Below are 17,479 nucleotides of genomic sequence, written 5' to 3' on the forward strand. Positions count from 1 at the left end.
AAAATGAAATATAACTTTACAAGTGGAGCAGAATTATTAGAAAAATGTAAAGAGTTAAATATGCCTATACATCAATTATGTTTAGAAAGAGAAGCTGAGATGTCAGGTTTATCTAAAGAAGAAATAAGAGAAAAAATGATGTATAGCTTAAGCATAATGAAAGCAGCTACTGAAAGAGCTGTTGAAGAAGATATAAAGTCTATGGGTGGACTTATAGGTGGAGAAGCTAAGAAATTAACTAATTATAGAAATTCATCTAGAAGTGTATGTGGAGAATTAATGAATAAAGCTATGGTTGCTGCAATGGGTACTATGGAAATTAATGCTTCTATGGGTCTAATAGTTGCTGCACCTACAGCAGGTTCTTGTGGTATACTTCCAGGAGCTGTTGTTACAATAGGTAAAGAATATGGATTTACTGATGAGCAAATGGTAGATGCATTATTTACAGCTTCAGCAATAGGAGCTATAATAACTAGAAATGCTACAGTTGCTGGTGCAGAAGGTGGATGTCAAGCTGAAACTGGTGCTGCTGCTGCTATGGCTGCTGCTGGTGTAGTTGAAATGATGGGTGGAAAACCTGAACAAGCTATTCATGCTGCATCTCACTGTTTACAAAATGTTATGGGACTTATATGTGACCCAATAGCAGGACTTGTTGAAGCGCCTTGCCAAGGAAGAAATGCTATAGGTGTTGCTAATGCTTTAATATCTGCTGAATTAGTTTTAGCTGGAATATTAAACATAGTACCATTTGATGAAACTGTTGAAGCAATGTACAAAGTAGGTAAAACACTTCCAATGGAGTTAAGAGAAACTGCATTAGGTGGAGTTGCTGCTACTTGCACAGGATGTTCTTTAACTAAGAAAATATTTGGATAATATATAAGAGCTGTATCTCATAGAGAACAGCTCTTTTTATATAAGTAAAAATAAAGAAGCTACTTAAAATATAAAAAGTAACTTCTTTGAAAAACTTAATTTGTTAAAATGATTAATAATTTACACCAGCTGGCTTTATATTATTTTTATCCATAGAACTACAAGGTGTAACTCCATAAACCATGTTGCAATGAGGGCATTTGTCTACATGAGTAGTCATTGTAAATACTTTACTACAATTAACACATTCTATATCATGAGTAGTTCTTAGAGGAAAATCTCCTTTACCTTTACTTCTAACTAAATCTACTACATTTCTACCGTTATTTTTATCCATGTTTGAACATCCACAGCTCATAATAAACCTCCAATAATTTAATATATTAAAAAATACATTATAACTTAAAAGTTAAAACTTGTCTGTAACAAATGTTACACAAAATAAAAGAGCAGCAATAAATTGCTACTCTTATCTTCTTCTTTTATATTTTTTGTTTTTATTTGAATAGATACTTGCATAACGTCTATTTTTATTTGATTTTCTTCTCATAGTTATAAATAATACAAAAGCAATAATTCCAATTAACAATACAACTTTTATTATTGTCATTATGATTTTATTTTCTGTTATAAAGCTAAAAATGCTATTGACATCATCTGTAGCTACAAGGTTGATAGTAGTTTCTAGTTTATTTTTATTATAAACTTCTAGTTCACCAACTTTGTCCCCTTTTTTTATAGGTAAACTAATATCATCTAATTTAACTTTTGTAGTATATATTCCATCTTTAGTACCCTTAGGAAGAACTACTTTATAACTATATTCAGGTTCGTAAATTAATTCTCCTTGTTTACTAAAAATTACTTTTTTATGTTTTATATAGTCAGATTTATCAATAACAGTAGTATTAGAGAAGTTATCAAAGCCATAATCTAGTAGTGTTCTAGAATCTAGATATAAATCATTTCCAACAGCTTTAAAAACAGCAGCTATAAATCTCATATCGTTTTTTACAGCACTACTTAAAAGACATCTACCAGCATCATCTGTATAACCAGTCTTAATACCATCAACTATATCATATTTAATATCGATTTTTTCACCCTTGTAGTCTATTTTCTCATTAGATGTTAAAAATTTATTAGTATTTATAAAATATCTTTCATGAGGATAAGCCTCATTTGGTTCAAACTTTATAGATTTAGTGTTAACGATATCTCTAAAGACATCATTACTCATAGCTTGTCTGGCCATTAAAGCCATATCATAAGCTGTAGTCCAGTGCTTTTCATCTGGTAAACCGTGTGGATTGTTAAAATGAGTACCTTCAGCTCCAATAGCTTTAGCTTCCTTATTCATAAGGTCTACAAATTTGTCCACAGAACCGCTAACATATTTGGCTAAAACAAAGGCAGCATCATTAGAAGAATGTATTAAAAGAGCTTGTAATAATTGCTTAACTGTAAAAGATTCTCCATTTTTTAAGTACATACTAGATCCATCTATAGGTGGTAAGTTTTTTATTGTTACCATTGAACTTAAATCAGATACGTGCTTTATAACTACATAAGCTGTCCATGCCTTAGTAGTTGATGCAGGATATATTCTGGAATGTCCATTTTTATTGTATAAAACCTTTCCAGTCTCATAGTCCATTAATACTGCATATTCTGCTGTAAGGTCAGGCTTTTTATCCTGAGCAAAAGCCTCATTAGTAGCTCCTAAAATTTGTGAGAGTATAATCATCAAGGATGCCAAAATTGATAAAATTTTCTTCATTTACTAACCTCCAAAACAAAACTTATATTTTAGTATAACATAATTTTGTCAATAATTAAAATGAAGGAGTGATTTTATTTGAACAAGCAAAAAAAGGTTGCAATAGTAATACTCATAACCGTATTTTCTATATCTGCTACTATAATTAATAGAGGGTTAAAAGTTAGAGATAATGTATATGTAGTTAGCAAAAGTGAGAAAGAAGAAACTAAAAATTTAAAGTACGATGAACAAATGGACAAAGATAAAATATTGGAAAAAACAGCAAATAAAAATGATATAAATGAAAATAAATCAAAAGAAATAAGGATATTTATAAGTGGAGAGGTTAAAAATCCTGGGGTGGTCACAATTGAAAATAGCAAAAGGTTAATAGATGCTATAGATTTACTAGGAGGATTTACAGAAGAGGCAGATTTAAATAAAATAAATTTAGCTATGACTATAGAAGATGAAATGCATTATATAATACCTAAAATAGGTGAAGAAATAAATAATAATAACGAAAATGTAACACAAAATAATACTAAGTCTCAAGAAGATAATTCAAAAATCAATATAAATATAGCTAACGTAAGCGATTTAGACAAACTGCCTGGGGTTGGAGAGGCTACGGCTAACAAAATATTAAATTATAGGGAAGAAAAAGGTCAGTTTAAGAGTATTGAGGAAATAAAAAATGTAAATGGAATTGGAGATAAAAAATATGAAGATATTAAGGATATGATTACTATAGAGTAAAATAACCATTAAATAAAATAATATTTGATATAAACTTGTAAATTTAAAAGTAAAAATATGATATTATAATTATTATAAGACATAACAAGGAGAGATATATATGGAGATGTTAAGAAAACTTACAGATATGACTACTTCAGGTGGCTGAGCGGCTAAGATTGGGCCAGAGGTTCTGGCATCAGTATTAAGTAAACTACCTAGAAATGAAAGCACAGACAATTTATTAGTTGGATTAGAAACATCCGATGATGCAGCTGTATATAAATTAAATAATGATAGTGCTTTAATTCAGACACTAGACTTTTTCACTCCAATGATAGATGACCCATATATATTTGGTCAAATAGCAGCAGCAAACTCTTTATCAGATGTCTATGCTATGGGCGGAAAACCAATTGTAGCTATGAATATAGTTTGTTTTCCATCATGTCATGATATGAATGTTTTAGCAGAAATATTAAAGGGTGGATTTGATAAAGTTAAGGAGAGTGGCGCACTTTTAGTTGGGGGGCATACTGTAGATGATAAAGAACCCAAATATGGACTTTCAGTATCTGGTATAGTTCATCCAGATAAAGTATTATCAAATGCAACATCTAAAGTAGGTGATAAGTTAATTATAACTAAACCTATAGGTGTAGGTATATTAAATACAGCTATGAAAGAAGGATTAGTAGATAAAGAAGTTTCTGAAAAAGTAATAGAAACTATGATACATTTAAATAAGTATGCAGCAATGAGTTTTGATAATATAGAAGTTAATTCAGTTACAGATATAACAGGATTTGGACTTTTAGGACATGCCCTAGAAATGGCAAAGGCATCAAATGTAAGTATTGAAATAGATTCGAAGGAAGTTCCTATATTGGAGGGAGCTGTCGATATGGCAAGAATGGGTATAATACCTGCAGGTATGTATAGAAATAAAGAATACATAGGAAAAGATGTTAGTACAAATAATATAGCAACTGAAATAGAAGATATATTGTACGATCCTCAAACATCAGGTGGATTACTAATTTCTGTTAGAGAAGAATTAGCAGATATGCTAATAAAAGATATGAAGAAAAATGGATCTATAGAGGCTAAAGTAATTGGTGAAGTTAAAGAAAAATCTAGTAAGTACATAACTGTTATATAGATAATATAAAATATGGAAATCATACAGCATATGATTTCCATATTTTATATATGAAAAAATTTGCATAAAACATACTAAAATAGATCAATAAAATAGCTAAACAAATAAAATTTTATTTTGAAAATATTATGTACTACATAGAAGGTGGGTTAGCTATAAAATAGAATAATATAAAATATTATTAAATAATTAGAAATTTAGAGCAAAGGTTGTGATTTATTTGAATAAAAGAGAATTATTTTCTAAGCTACCTTCAGTTGATGAAGTTTTAAACCAAGAAGATATAAAAAATACATTAGAAGAGTATCCTAGAAATTTAGTCATAGAGTGCATAAGGAAGGTTATAGATAGAAAAAGAAAAGAAATAATAGATATTAAGGATGATAAAAATAATATAAATTTAGATTTAAATAATATAATTAAAGATATAAAAAATGAGATTAATATAAGCTATGCATTATCCTTAAAAAAGGTTATAAATGCTACAGGTACAGTATTACATACTAATTTAGGAAGATCATTACTTAGTGAAAGTATAAAAGAAGAACTTTGGAATTCTGCATCTAGATATTCTAATTTAGAATACAATATTGAAAAAGGTCAAAGAGGTTCGAGGTACGATCATCTAGCAGATACAATAAAAAGGCTTACAAATGCTGAGGATGTATTAGTGGTAAATAATAATGCAGCAGCTGTACTGCTTGTATTAAGCACATTAGCTAAAGATGGCGAAGTTATAGTATCAAGAGGTGAGTTAGTAGAAGTTGGTGGCTCTTTTAGAATACCAAGTATAATGGAATTAAGTGGTACAAAACTTTTAGAGGTTGGTGCTACTAACAAAACACATTTAAAAGATTATGAAGAAGCGATTAGTGAAGATACTAAAGCTATTATGAAGGTTCATACTAGTAATTATAGAATACTTGGATTTACAGAAAGTGTAGATATAGATGAGTTATCTATCCTTAGCAAAAAGCATAATATACCTGTGATAGAAGATTTAGGTAGTGGAGTATTTATCGATTTATCAAAATATGGACTGTCTTATGAACCTACTGTTTTAGATTCTCTACGAAAAGGTGCTGATATAGTTACTTTTAGTGGAGACAAAATGCTAGGTGGACCACAAGCTGGTATAATAGTTGGTAAAAAAGAGTACATAGATAAAATGAAAAAAAATCAATTAACAAGAGCCCTAAGAGTAGATAAGTTAACTATATGCGCTCTAGAATCTACACTTAGAACTTATTTAGATGAAGAAAAAGCAATTAAAGAAATACCAACGCTTAGAATGTTAACTTATAAAATAGATGAATTAGAAGAAAAAGCTAACGATTTATTAAATAAAATAAAAGAACTAAAAATAGATGCAAAAGTATGTGTAGAAGATGGTTTATCTCAAGTTGGGGGAGGATCTATGCCTTTAGAGACTATAAAAAGTAAGGTAGTCGCGATAACTCCAAATAATATGAATGTATCAACACTAGAGAGAAGACTAAGATTAAGTAATGCTCATATAATAGCAAGAGTGTATGAAAATAAATACATATTAGATGTAAGGACTATATTTGAAGACGAATATGATTTAATAATAAATGAACTTAAAAATATATTTAAATAGTATACAAGAGGGGAGATTAACATGAAAAATATAGTAATAGGTACAGCAGGTCATATAGACCATGGAAAAACTACCCTTATAAAAGCACTTACAGGAAGAGAAACAGATACTTTAGCAGAAGAAAAAAAGAGAGGAATATCAATAAATTTAGGATTTACATATTTTGATTTGCCGAGCAAAAAAAGAGCAGGTATAGTTGATGTTCCAGGGCATGAAAAATTTATAAAAAACATGCTTGCAGGAGCATCTGGTTTAGACATGGTTTTATTTGTAATTGGAGCTGACGAAGGTGTAATGCCTCAAACTATTGAGCATTTAGATATATTAAAATTTTTAAATGTCAAAAATGGAATAATAGTTTTAACAAAATGTGATACAGTAGATGAAGAATTTATAGAATTAGTAAAAGAAGATGTAATAGAAAAGGTAAAAGGAACTTTTCTTGAAGATGCAGATATAATAGAAGTTGATTCTATATCTAAAAGGGGTATAGATAAACTTATAAACAAAATTGATGAAATAAGTAAAGATATAGAAGATAATGATATAAGTTCACCTGCAAGGCTTAATATAGATAGAGTATTTTCTGTAAAAGGATTTGGAACTGTAATAACAGGGACCCTAACAGAAGGAAAAATAAGTGTTGAAGATGATTTAATGCTATATCCTTCAAATATAGAAACGAAAATAAGAAGTATTCAAGTTCATGGCGAAAATGTAAACACTGCTTATGCAGGACAAAGAACTGCAATAAATATATCTAATGTCAAAGTTGAAGATCTAAAAAGAGGAGATGTTTTAGGTGCAAAAAATTCTTTAGAAGAATCCATGATGTTAGATGTTAAAATATCTATTGTAAATCATTCAAACAAAAGCTTAAAACATTGGGATAGGTTAAGGCTTTACCATGGTACAAAAGAAATTTTGTGCAGGGCAGTACCATTAGACAAAGAAATAATAAACTCATCAGAAGATGGATATGTACAATTAAGATTAGAAGAAAGTATAGTAGCTAAAAAAGGAGATAAATTTGTTATTAGAAGTTATTCACCTATGGAAACTATAGGTGGAGGAACTATAATAGACACAAACCCTAAAAAGCATAAAAAATTTGATACAAACGTTATAAATTCATTAAAGATAAAAGAAAAAGGTGAATTAAAAGATATATTAGAAGAGTATCTTAAAAAAAATACTGAAATATATCCAAGTAAAAAAGAGATAATGGCCTATATTGGAGAAAATGAAGAAAATGTAGATAAAGCTTTACAAGAGCTTATAAATATGGATAAAGCTATCTGTATAAATAGTATGTATATGCATATTAATAAATATGAGACTCTAAAATTTAAAAGTGTAGACTTACTTACTAAGTATCATAAATCTTACAGACTTAGAAATGGTATGGTAAAAGAAGAGTTTAGATCTAAAGTTGAAGGTAAGTTTAAGACTAAGGAGATGGACTTATTAATAGATAAGTTAAGTAAAGAAAAAGTAGTAAAAGTAAACGATAATCTAATATCTTTATATGAATTTGAAGTAAGGTTAAACTCAAAGCAGCTAGAAATAAAAAACACTATAAAAAATCAGTTAAATTCTAGCATGAATAAATCAGAAAATATATTAACAATAGATGGTATATGTAACAAAAATAAATTTTATGAAGAAGTACTAGAATCTATGATAGGACAAGAAGTAGAACAATTAGATGAAAAGCATGTTATTGATAAAGAGCTGTATGAAACACTAAAAAATAATTTGATTAATTATTTAAAAGAAAATAAAGAAATAACTTTAGGCGAATACAGAGACTTACTTAATTCTAGCCGAAAAAATTGTGTGATATTATTAGAAAACTTTGATAGAAATAAAATAACTAAGAGAAAAGAAAATAGCAGAGTACTATTTTAGATAAGGGTGACAAAATGGTAAATTTAAATAATGACTGGGACGAATTATTAAAAGAAGAATTTAAAAAAGATTACTATTTAAAATTAAGAGAATTTTTAAAAAAAGAATATAGCGAAAGAATAATATACCCAAATATGAATAATATATTTGAAGCTTTAAAGCATACATCATATAAAGATACAAAAGTACTTATACTAGGACAAGATCCTTATCATGGTGAAAATCAAGCGCATGGACTGGCTTTTTCAGTGCAACCAGGAGAAAAAATACCACCATCTTTATTAAATATATATAAAGAGTTAAATAGTGAATTAGGATGTTTTATACCAAACAATGGTTATTTAATTCCGTGGGCAGATCAAGGTGTATTACTATTAAATACAGCTCTAACAGTTAGAGCTCATGAAGCTAATTCTCACAAAGGGAAGGGATGGGAAATTTTCACTGATGAAATAATAAGAATTTTAAATAATAGAAAAGATCCTGTAATATTTATATTATGGGGAGCAAATGCAAGAAGCAAAAAGGCGCTTATAACTTCTAATCATCATTATATATTAGAATCTCCTCATCCAAGTCCCTTATCTGCAAGAAGAGGATTCTTTGGATGTAACCATTTCTTAGAAACTAATAAAATATTAAAATCAATAGGTAAAAGCCCTATACAGTGGCAAATACCTAATATATAAAAATAACTACACCTATATAGGTGTAGTTATTTTGTTAATAAAGAATATATGATTATAGATAAAATCAATAAATATTTGTCAAAATATAATTAGATATATAATATTAACTTTAACTATGTAACTTATTGTGAAAAAAATCATAATATATTAAATAAGAGAGGAGGCTGTATATGAGTATATATATATTAGAATCAGAAAAAATAAAGTCAATGATAGATAACAATGAATTCGATCTTATTATAGATATTAGAAATGAAGAATATTACCTAAATGGTCATTTGCCAAAGGCTATAAATATACCAATGAATGAGATAAATGATGAGATGGATTTCTTGGCAGATTACAAGGATAAGAAAATATTATTATATTGTGGAATAGGGAGCCAAAGTAAAGCTACATGTAAGGTATTAAGTATAAATGGATTTAATAAATTATATAGTTTATTTGGAGGTATAAAAGGCTATAAATATGAACTTGAAAAATAACGAAAATATTAAGAATAAATGATATAATAAGATGTGCTAGAATTATTGAAAAAACTTACTAAGCACATTTTATTTTTATCAAATTGATATTATATATTAAAAAGTCACAATTTAAATGGTAAATATCTATTAGAAATGCAATATAAATATTATCTGATTAAATAATAGTACAGAGATTCATAGTTTACAATTAAAATAAACTATGAACTTAATTTTTTATTAAAATATATTGCATAAAGATTGTTAATAGAGTATATTTATGGTATAATTACAAATTATTAAGGTATTAAAAATACTTTTATGTCAATATAATAAAATATGCATAGAAATATGATATTTTTATTAAATGATTAATATGGGGATGGATGAGTGCCGGTGTGCTCTCTAGTCTTCAAAACTAGTATGAGGGGTTAAGAGCCTCTTAGGTGGGTTCGACTCCCACGCATTCCCGCCAATTTGTGAGAACTCTTATGAGTTCTTTTTTTATTATAAGAGTACATTAAATTACTATACAATAAATATATATAAATGTTTAATATAAAAATGATTTTATGTTTTATTGAATTATTTTTATTTATATCTTTTAAAATTCGTACAATTAAATTATAATTATCATTATATTTAATTTTAACATAATAAAAAATACAATCAGTTATCGTATAAAAATAAATAATAAGATTAAATGATGAAACTAATAATAAGTTAAAAGGTAGATTTATAAATTTTATGTAAATCTCATTATATAACTTGGTAGAATATATTTTTTTAAAACAATAATAAATAATTTCAGGAGAAATAAGATATGGAAAAAAACTTTACAACTAGAACCGGTCTAATAATAGGACAAGAAGGTATAGAGAAACTAAAAAATTCAAATGTAATAGTATTTGGAGTTGGAGGAGTAGGTAGTTTTGCAGCAGAGGCTATAGCAAGAGCAGGAGTAGGAAATCTTACTATAGTAGACTTTGATGATGTAGATATAACTAATATAAATAGACAACTTCCAGCACTACACTCAACTGTAGGTAGAGATAAAGTTGATGTTATGAAAGAAAGGATACTTGATATAAATCCAGATATAAATATAAAAGCTATAAAAAGTTTATATAATGAAGAAACAAGTGAAGAACTATTAAGTGAAAAGTATGATTATGTAGTAGATGCAATAGATATGGTTAGTTCTAAAATACATTTAATAGAAACTTGCAAAAAGAAGGGACTTGAAATAATAAGTTCTATGGGAATGGGAAATAAATTAGATCCAACTAAAATAGTAGTTACAGATGTGCATAAAACAACTATGTGCCCATTAGCTAAGGTGATGAGAAAAGAACTAAGAGATAGAAAAATAAAAAAATTAAAGGTAGTATTTTCAACTGAAAAGCCAAGAGAGCTTAAAGAAAAAATAATGAATGGCAAAAAGGTTACACCAGGAAGTGTTTCATTTGTACCATCTGTTGGAGGTCTAGTTATAGCATCTGTTGTTATAAATGATTTAATAAATAAATAACATAAAAAAGAAGAATGCTTTGTGTTCTTCTTTTTTATTTTTTAAAAAGTTATATTTATAGGTGGTTACAAATAAGTAACTAATTGTTATAAGAAACTATAGTTGGTATAGTATATTTATCAAAATAAACAAAGGAGATAATGTAATGACTAGAATAATAAATACAGAAGAATTTGTTAATGAGGTAGAATTATCAAATGAAACAACAGTGGTAGATTTTTTTGCAACTTGGTGTGGACCATGTAAGATGTTATCACCAATATTTGAAGGATTAGAACAAGATATGAAAGAAGATGCAAAATTTTTAAAGGTTGATATAGATAAAAGTTTAGAATTAGCTAGACAATTTGAGATACATACTGTACCAACAGTTATAGTTTTTAAAGAAGGAAAAGAAGTAGATAGATTAGTAGGGTTTATACCAAAACAAAAATTAGAAGAAATTGTTAAATCACATATATAAATATAAGAAAGTAAGTAATATGAGATATGATATAGCAATAGTAGGTAGTGGATCAGCAGGTATGGCTGCTGCATTAAATGCTAAAATAAGAAATAAAAATAAAAGGTGAAGAAAAATATCTAGTAAAAGGTGTAGGATATTGTGAAACTTGTGATGCGGGATTATATAGAGATAAAGTAGTTGCAGTAGTAGGATACAATCATGAAGGAGAAGAAGATGCAAACTTCTTGAGTGAAATAGCTTCAAAGATATATTATATACCAATGTATAAATTAACTAATTCACTAGATTCATCTATAGAAATAATTAACGATAAACCTTTAGAAATAAAAGGAGAAAAAACAGTTAATAAATTAGTTCTAAAAAATACAGAACTATATGCAGATGGTATATTTATTATGGAGGATAGTGTATCGCCAAGTTATATGGTACCAGGGTTAGAAGTTGAAGGACCTCATATAAAAGCAGATAGAGAAATGAAAACTAATGTAGAATGGTTATATGCAGCTGGAGATTGTGCAGGTAAGCCATATCAATATCTAAAGTCATCAGGAGAAGGTCAAATGGCGGTATCAAGTGCAATATCTCACTTAGACAAATTGAGAATAAACCAAATGAGTTTACAGAAATAATAAAAAACCTACGGTATAATTTACTTATCCATAGGTTTTTTTATTATTAAAAAAATTTAAATCGTTAAAAAATTTAAAGAGATAATATCTAAAATAAATTAAAGTAAAATTTAAAAGATTAAAATTGGACAAAATAGAAATAATATTATAACTTAATATATACAAAGATTTAATAAGGAGGACAAAAAATGTACAATATAAGTGATATGGTATATGATTGCCCCGTTGAAGCATTAGCTAGTATATTAGGTAAAAAATGGGTTGGGGGAATTATATGGGCTATACAAGATGATAAAGTAAGATTTGGTGATTTACAAAGGAAGATGAATAAATGTAGCAAGAAAATGCTAATCCAGCAGCTAGATTTATTAATAGAAAATAATATTATTATAAATGATAAAAAATTAATAAAAAATACTGTTGAATCTACGTATTATCTTAGCGAATCAGGGTTAGCACTTTTAAATGTAATGGCAAAAATGATAGAGTGGAGTAATCAACACATAACTTGTGAAGAATAAAATTGCATAGTTACTAAAAAGTAACTAATTGATATAAATATAATGTATTGTTATATTATTTATGGGTATTATATTCGTAGTTATTTTTAGTGTAGATAATGTCTCCATCACTATAAAAAACAATATCACCTAAAATGTCAGTTCTGTAAACTAGGGTATTTTTATTAGAAAGATTTTCTAATATATTTCTGTGAGGATGTCCATACTGGTTTTTATAACCACAAGATATAACAGCTATATCTGGATTAACTTCATCTAAGAATAGATCACTACTTGAAGAGCTACTGCCGTGATGGCCTACCTTTAAAAAATCTATATCCTTAATATCAAATGAATTTATAATATCAATTTCATTTGGTTCTTCAGCATCACCAGTAAATAAAAATGATTTGTTCAGGTAAGATAGCTTAAATACTATAGAATTTAAATTGCTATCTTTTTGTATAAAAGAAGGACTTAACACTGATAAAATTATATTATCTTCTACATGCAAAGTATCATTTTTATACAGGTAATTTATAGATAGATTTTTATTAGAACATGCTGATATTAAGTTTGAGTAGGAAGTTGAATCATGCTTATATTCAGGCATATAAATAGATTTAACTTTGAAGTTATTAATTATGTTATCAAGACCACCGATATGGTCTGAATCATGGTGTGTAGCTATTAAATAGTCTATAACATCTACATTTTGTTTTTTGAGATATCTTTTGACTATGTTATCACTATCTTCGTCTCCACCGTCAATTAAGATATTTTTATTATATGGTGTTTGGATTAGAATGCTATCGCCTTGTCCAACATCGATAATATGAATTTCTAAATGAGAAACTTTGTCACAACCAGATAAAAGTGATATTATAATAAGTATTAGCGAGAAAATTATACTTCTCAAGTGATAAACCACCTCACTTAAATGTTTATTAAAAAATAATTTGGGTAATATAAGTTAATATTGATTATTATGTTAAGATTTTAAACAAAAAAATAAAGAAAAATTCAACTTTAGAGATTTTTAAAGTTATACATAGATAAAAATTATGAAAGTCAAGATTATACAGAAGATAGTAAACAGGAGGAAGTTATGTTTTTTAAAGAAATAGATATAAATGCAAAAAAGGAATTAGATCCATATTTTGATTTGGTAGACTATGAAGCATGTGAGTATTGTTTTGCTACATTATATATGTGGCAACATGTTTACAAAACAAGTTATTATACACAAGAAGATTTCGCAGTATTAGTTGGTGAATACGAAGGAGATAGTTTCTCTATATTACCATTAACTAAAAAAGAGAATTTAAACAAAGTTATAGATTTTGTTATAGAATATTTTGAAAAAGAAAATAAGAAAATATATTTAAGGGGTGTAACAAAAGAGGTAATAGAAGCACTTAAAGAAGATTTTAAAGATAGATTTGAATATATAGAAGAAAGAGATTTATTTGATTATATATATGAAGGAGAGAGCTTAAGAACTTTAGGGGGAAGAAAAAATCAAAAGAAGCGAAATCATATAAATTACTTCTTAAAGGAATATGAAGGAAGATTTGAATATAAGCTTTTAGATAAAGAAAACTTTGGGGAGTGTCTAAATTTACTAAAAGAGTGGAGTATAAATAAGGAAGAACACAATGAATTTGATGAAGGTATGGATGATGAGTTAATAGGAATAAAAAAAATATTTGATAGCTATGACATACTAAAAGATAGAGTAAAAATAGCTGGTATATATGTAGATGGAAAGTTAGAGGCATTTACAATAGGAGAACTTTTAAATAAAAACATGGCACTAGTTCATATAGAAAAAGCGAATCCAGATATAAGAGGCTTATATCCTTATATAAATCAACAATTTATAGTAAATGAATTTCCAGATGTAGAATTTGTAAATAGAGAAGAAGATATGGGTATAGAAGGCCTTAGAAAAGCTAAATTATCATATCACCCATGTAAATTTGTTGAAAAGTATACTGTTAGGGAGAAATAATATGAATATAAGATATGCCAAAGACAATGATATAGATAGTATAAAAGATATATGGAATTATTGTTTTAATGATGAAGAAGGTTTCGTAGATTACTACTTTAATTATAAATATAAAAATTATAATACAGTTGTCATAGAAGAAGATGAAAATATAGTTTCTTCTCTTCAACTAAATCAATATAAGTTAAAATTAAATAGCAAAATATACGATACATCATATGTTGTAGGAGTATCAACATTCCCAGAAGCAAGAGGGATGGGATATATGAAAAATATCATGGAATTTTCTCTTAATGAAATGTACAATAAAGGTCAATTTGTATCTATATTAATGCCTATTGATTATAGATTATATAGAAAATATGGATATGAACAATGTTACGATCAGATAGAATATAACTTAGATGTAGAAGAATTAAAGAACTTTAAAATAAAAGGAAAGATGATAAAAGCAAAGGATTCTAACATTAAAGATTTAATAAATATAAGTAATTCTTTTCTTAAGGATACAAATGGAAATATAGAAAGAGATCAAGCATACTATGAAAACTTATTTAAAGAAGTAAAAAGTGAAAATGGTCATATATATATTCATGAAGATGAAAAAGCAAAAGGATATATAATATATTTTTTAAATGGAGATAATATGTTTGTAAGAGAAATATATTATAAAAATATAGATTCTCTAAAAACTATGCTTAAGTTTATATATAATCATAATACGCAATGTAAGAAAGTTACTATATCAGCTCCTATAAATGATAAGATAAGATTTATACTAGATAATCCTAAAACGTCAGACATAAAAATTAAGCCTTTTATGATGGGAAGAATAATAAATTTAAAAGGATATTTAGAAAGTTTAAATATAGAAAGTGACTTAATCTTAAGTGCTAATATAGAAGTTGAAGATAAGTTTATAAAAGAAAATAATGGAATATTTAATATAAAATTAGAAAATAAAAGAATTTATGTTGAAAAAATACAATCTGAAGCTGATGTTACATTTAACATAAACACAATGACTCAGTTAGGATTTTCATATATAGACATAGAAGATGCTTTAATTATAAATAATAATAAAGCTAGTGATAATGTTATAAAGCTGTTTAAAACTATATTTGATAAGAAAGATAATTATATAAATGAATATGTATAAAAGATGCTAAATTGTATATTAAATGTATTTAATAGTATATAATAGATGGATTACTAAGGTTTAGATGGAATGAATTTGATAATAAAAAAATTAATTAGATATAAAAGCATAATCTTAGAATTATAGATAATATGTCTATACCAGTGTGTAAATTGGGAAGATCTAATTATAGAAAAGGAGCTGACTTTGTCAGCTCCTTTTTGCTTTATATTGTTGTTTTATCAAATTTTATTCTTTAATTATTTTAATTAAAGCTATATCCTCTTTATCTTGAGGCTGTGCATAAAAATATCCTTGTATAAATATATTATCACTATCTATATTTTTTATAATATCTACTTGCTCTTTATTTTCAACACCTTCTGCGATTATCTTAGTGCCAGATAATTTGCAAATTTTACTTAAAAATATTATAAGCTCATAATTAAAATTACCTTCTTTAATCTCATCTATAAAATATTTATCTATTTTAACAACATCAAAATCAAATTTAGATAATATATCTAGATTTGAATATTGAATACCAAAATCATCAGCAGCTATTTTTATATTTTTACTTTGCAAAAATTCCATTCCGCTTTTTATTTGTTTAAAGTTACCTGATTCTATATTTTCAACAATTTCAAAAACAATTTTTTTCGACTTAAAATCATTGTCATTATCAATTATATAATTAACTTTTTCTAAGAATTCTTTGCTCCTTATTTCATTGTATGATATATTTATAGAAATATAAAACTCCTCATTTTTTAAGTTTGTATTTAGCTTAAACCATTCATAATCTTCTAATACAGTTTTAAATATCCATATTGATAATTCTTCTGTCATATTACATTTTTCAATATCACTTATAAAAAAATAAGGAGAGATTATTTTTCCATCATGGTTTATGTATCTAATTAAAGCTTCAAACCCTACAACCTTATCGTTTTTAGGATTAATTATAGGTTGATAATAAAGTTTATACCTATTTTTTGATAAGTTTTCCTTTATATTTTTTCTTAATTTATTTATCTTTATAGCTGGTATTATATGCTTTATCAATATAAATAAAATACATGTTGATGCTATAATAGATAAGGTTACTATTTCTTTTGAGTTTATACCTTTAAAAAAATAATTTAGGTGTATTTTTTCCAATTCATTTTTTTCATGTTTAGTAGAGTTTTCTAGTGAGTTATCAATCTCTTCTATAATCCATTTGCTATTTTTTGATGCTGTTATATATACAGGTCCTGGTGAAAATTCATAGATTTTTTTAAATCTACTTAATTTCTTTTGATTTACAGGAGCTATAATTGCTACTACAGATTTATCTTTTAGCATATCTATTATTTGATCTAAATTTTCTCCCCATACAAGTATTGGCTTTGTTCCTTTTCTTTTTAACTCATCCATTAACCATTTAGATTCATATTCACTTTTTATAAAAGCAACTTTCTTATTATTAAGAGATTTTATATCTTTATAATCTTTATTAACGTAAACTCCTAATAGTTCAGTACCTATAGTTTCTTTAGAATAAATAAGCTTATCTTTTCTTTCATTGGTGTAATGAAGTCCAATCATCATATCGATTTTATTTTCTTCTAAATCTTCAATTAAAGAAGGAATGTTACCTTTTACATATTTAACTTTTACTTTTTTATTTATAGGCAATTTTTTATTTATATTAAAAATAATCTTGTCTAAAATATCCTTGTAATAACCTTCTACTTTACCATTTGGTTTTATATTAAAATATGGATCTAAATCATACACTCCTACTTTTACAGTTCTATCTTTTTCATTGGCATATAAAGTATTGTAGCTTGATATAGTTATTAAAAATACTATAATTAAAATTAATATACTTTTAATTTTGTGTTTTCCCATAGTCAATAATCTCCTTTTGCCCTTAAAAATATAATTCATAAAGTAGTGACCATAAACTTGTATTTTACTTAATTTA

18 protein-coding genes and 1 tRNA gene are annotated in these 17,479 nt (G+C 26.6%); 15 read left to right on the top strand and 4 right to left on the bottom strand.

Translation table 11 applies throughout. The annotated features are described in order from the left end of the window. The first annotated feature begins 3 nt into the window (after positions 1-3). Positions 4-882, top strand: a complete 879-nt coding sequence (sdaAA, locus tag I1959_RS00410; RefSeq protein WP_092927213.1) for an L-serine ammonia-lyase, iron-sulfur-dependent, subunit alpha — start codon at positions 4-6, stop codon at positions 880-882. Between the two features lie 112 nt (positions 883-994). Here sdaAA and I1959_RS00415 read toward each other — a convergent pair whose 3' ends face one another. Continuing rightward, positions 995-1,240 (bottom strand): hypothetical protein, encoded by a 246-nt coding sequence (locus I1959_RS00415; protein ID WP_092927211.1) that lies wholly within the window; start codon positions 1,238-1,240, stop codon positions 995-997. Between the two features lie 111 nt (positions 1,241-1,351). After that, complete coding sequence (locus I1959_RS00420) at positions 1,352-2,662, bottom strand: D-alanyl-D-alanine carboxypeptidase family protein (RefSeq protein WP_166504901.1); 1,311 nt, start codon at positions 2,660-2,662, stop codon at positions 1,352-1,354. A gap of 78 nt (positions 2,663-2,740) precedes the next feature. Here I1959_RS00420 and I1959_RS00425 point away from each other — a divergent pair, with 78 nt between their 5' ends. From I1959_RS00425 to I1959_RS00475, 12 genes are all read left to right on the top strand, one after another. Next, positions 2,741-3,403 (top strand): helix-hairpin-helix domain-containing protein, encoded by a 663-nt coding sequence (locus I1959_RS00425; protein WP_207733495.1) that lies wholly within the window; start codon positions 2,741-2,743, stop codon positions 3,401-3,403. A 100-nt stretch (positions 3,404-3,503) separates the two neighbouring features. Continuing rightward, positions 3,504-4,544: a selenide, water dikinase SelD gene (gene selD / locus I1959_RS00430; protein WP_166504902.1), complete on the top strand. Its 1,041-nt coding sequence runs from the start codon at positions 3,504-3,506 to the stop codon at positions 4,542-4,544. Between the two features lie 220 nt (positions 4,545-4,764). Then, complete coding sequence (gene selA, locus I1959_RS00435; protein WP_166504903.1) at positions 4,765-6,165, top strand: L-seryl-tRNA(Sec) selenium transferase; 1,401 nt, start codon at positions 4,765-4,767, stop codon at positions 6,163-6,165. A gap of 21 nt (positions 6,166-6,186) precedes the next feature. Beyond that, positions 6,187-8,076 (top strand): selenocysteine-specific translation elongation factor, encoded by a 1,890-nt coding sequence (gene selB, locus I1959_RS00440; RefSeq protein WP_092927203.1) that lies wholly within the window; start codon positions 6,187-6,189, stop codon positions 8,074-8,076. A 14-nt stretch (positions 8,077-8,090) separates the two neighbouring features. Then, positions 8,091-8,765 (top strand): uracil-DNA glycosylase, encoded by a 675-nt coding sequence (locus tag I1959_RS00445; protein ID WP_092927201.1) that lies wholly within the window; start codon positions 8,091-8,093, stop codon positions 8,763-8,765. Positions 8,766-8,935: 170 nt separating this feature from the next. Next, on the top strand, positions 8,936-9,250 hold the full coding sequence (locus I1959_RS00450) for a rhodanese-like domain-containing protein (protein ID WP_092927199.1): 315 nt from the start codon (positions 8,936-8,938) through the stop codon (positions 9,248-9,250). Between the two features lie 357 nt (positions 9,251-9,607). Next, a tRNA-Sec gene (locus I1959_RS00455) sits at positions 9,608-9,704 on the top strand. 348 nt (positions 9,705-10,052) lie between these two features. Continuing rightward, positions 10,053-10,760, top strand: a complete 708-nt coding sequence (locus I1959_RS00460; RefSeq protein WP_092927197.1) for a tRNA threonylcarbamoyladenosine dehydratase — start codon at positions 10,053-10,055, stop codon at positions 10,758-10,760. A gap of 145 nt (positions 10,761-10,905) precedes the next feature. Then, positions 10,906-11,223 carry a thioredoxin gene (gene trxA / locus I1959_RS00465; protein WP_092927195.1) on the top strand — a complete coding sequence of 106 codons (318 nt, stop codon included), beginning with the start codon at positions 10,906-10,908 and terminating at the stop codon, positions 11,221-11,223. A gap of 19 nt (positions 11,224-11,242) precedes the next feature. Further along, positions 11,243-11,332 (top strand): FAD-binding protein, encoded by a 90-nt coding sequence (locus tag I1959_RS15850; RefSeq protein ID WP_330383778.1) that lies wholly within the window; start codon positions 11,243-11,245, stop codon positions 11,330-11,332. Between the two features lie 118 nt (positions 11,333-11,450). Then, the gene (locus I1959_RS00470) at positions 11,451-11,855 is read left to right on the top strand and encodes an FAD-dependent oxidoreductase (RefSeq protein ID WP_330615146.1); all 405 of its coding nucleotides are present in this window, start codon (positions 11,451-11,453) and stop codon (positions 11,853-11,855) included. 188 nt (positions 11,856-12,043) lie between these two features. Further along, on the top strand, positions 12,044-12,376 hold the full coding sequence (locus tag I1959_RS00475) for a winged helix-turn-helix transcriptional regulator (protein WP_092927193.1): 333 nt from the start codon (positions 12,044-12,046) through the stop codon (positions 12,374-12,376). 55 nt (positions 12,377-12,431) lie between these two features. Here I1959_RS00475 and I1959_RS00480 read toward each other — a convergent pair whose 3' ends face one another. Further along, positions 12,432-13,274 (bottom strand): ComEC/Rec2 family competence protein, encoded by an 843-nt coding sequence (locus I1959_RS00480; protein WP_195236819.1) that lies wholly within the window; start codon positions 13,272-13,274, stop codon positions 12,432-12,434. A 189-nt stretch (positions 13,275-13,463) separates the two neighbouring features. Here I1959_RS00480 and I1959_RS00485 point away from each other — a divergent pair, with 189 nt between their 5' ends. Both I1959_RS00485 and I1959_RS00490 read left to right on the top strand, forming a co-directional pair. Further along, a complete protein-coding gene (locus I1959_RS00485) occupies positions 13,464-14,369 on the top strand; it encodes a DUF2156 domain-containing protein (protein WP_092927189.1) in 906 nt (301 codons plus the stop codon). Between the two features lies 1 nt (position 14,370). After that, complete coding sequence (locus I1959_RS00490; RefSeq protein WP_195236820.1) at positions 14,371-15,528, top strand: GNAT family N-acetyltransferase; 1,158 nt, start codon at positions 14,371-14,373, stop codon at positions 15,526-15,528. Between the two features lie 228 nt (positions 15,529-15,756). Here I1959_RS00490 and I1959_RS00495 read toward each other — a convergent pair whose 3' ends face one another. Next, entirely contained in the window at positions 15,757-17,403 is a 1,647-nt protein-coding gene (locus tag I1959_RS00495; RefSeq protein ID WP_176698705.1) for an EAL domain-containing protein, read from the bottom strand. Positions 17,404-17,479 lie beyond the last annotated feature (76 nt).

Origin of the sequence: Romboutsia sp. 1001285H_161024_C4 (genome assembly GCF_015550185.1) — a bacterium.
Classification (GTDB): domain Bacteria; phylum Bacillota; class Clostridia; order Peptostreptococcales; family Peptostreptococcaceae; genus Romboutsia_C; species Romboutsia_C hominis.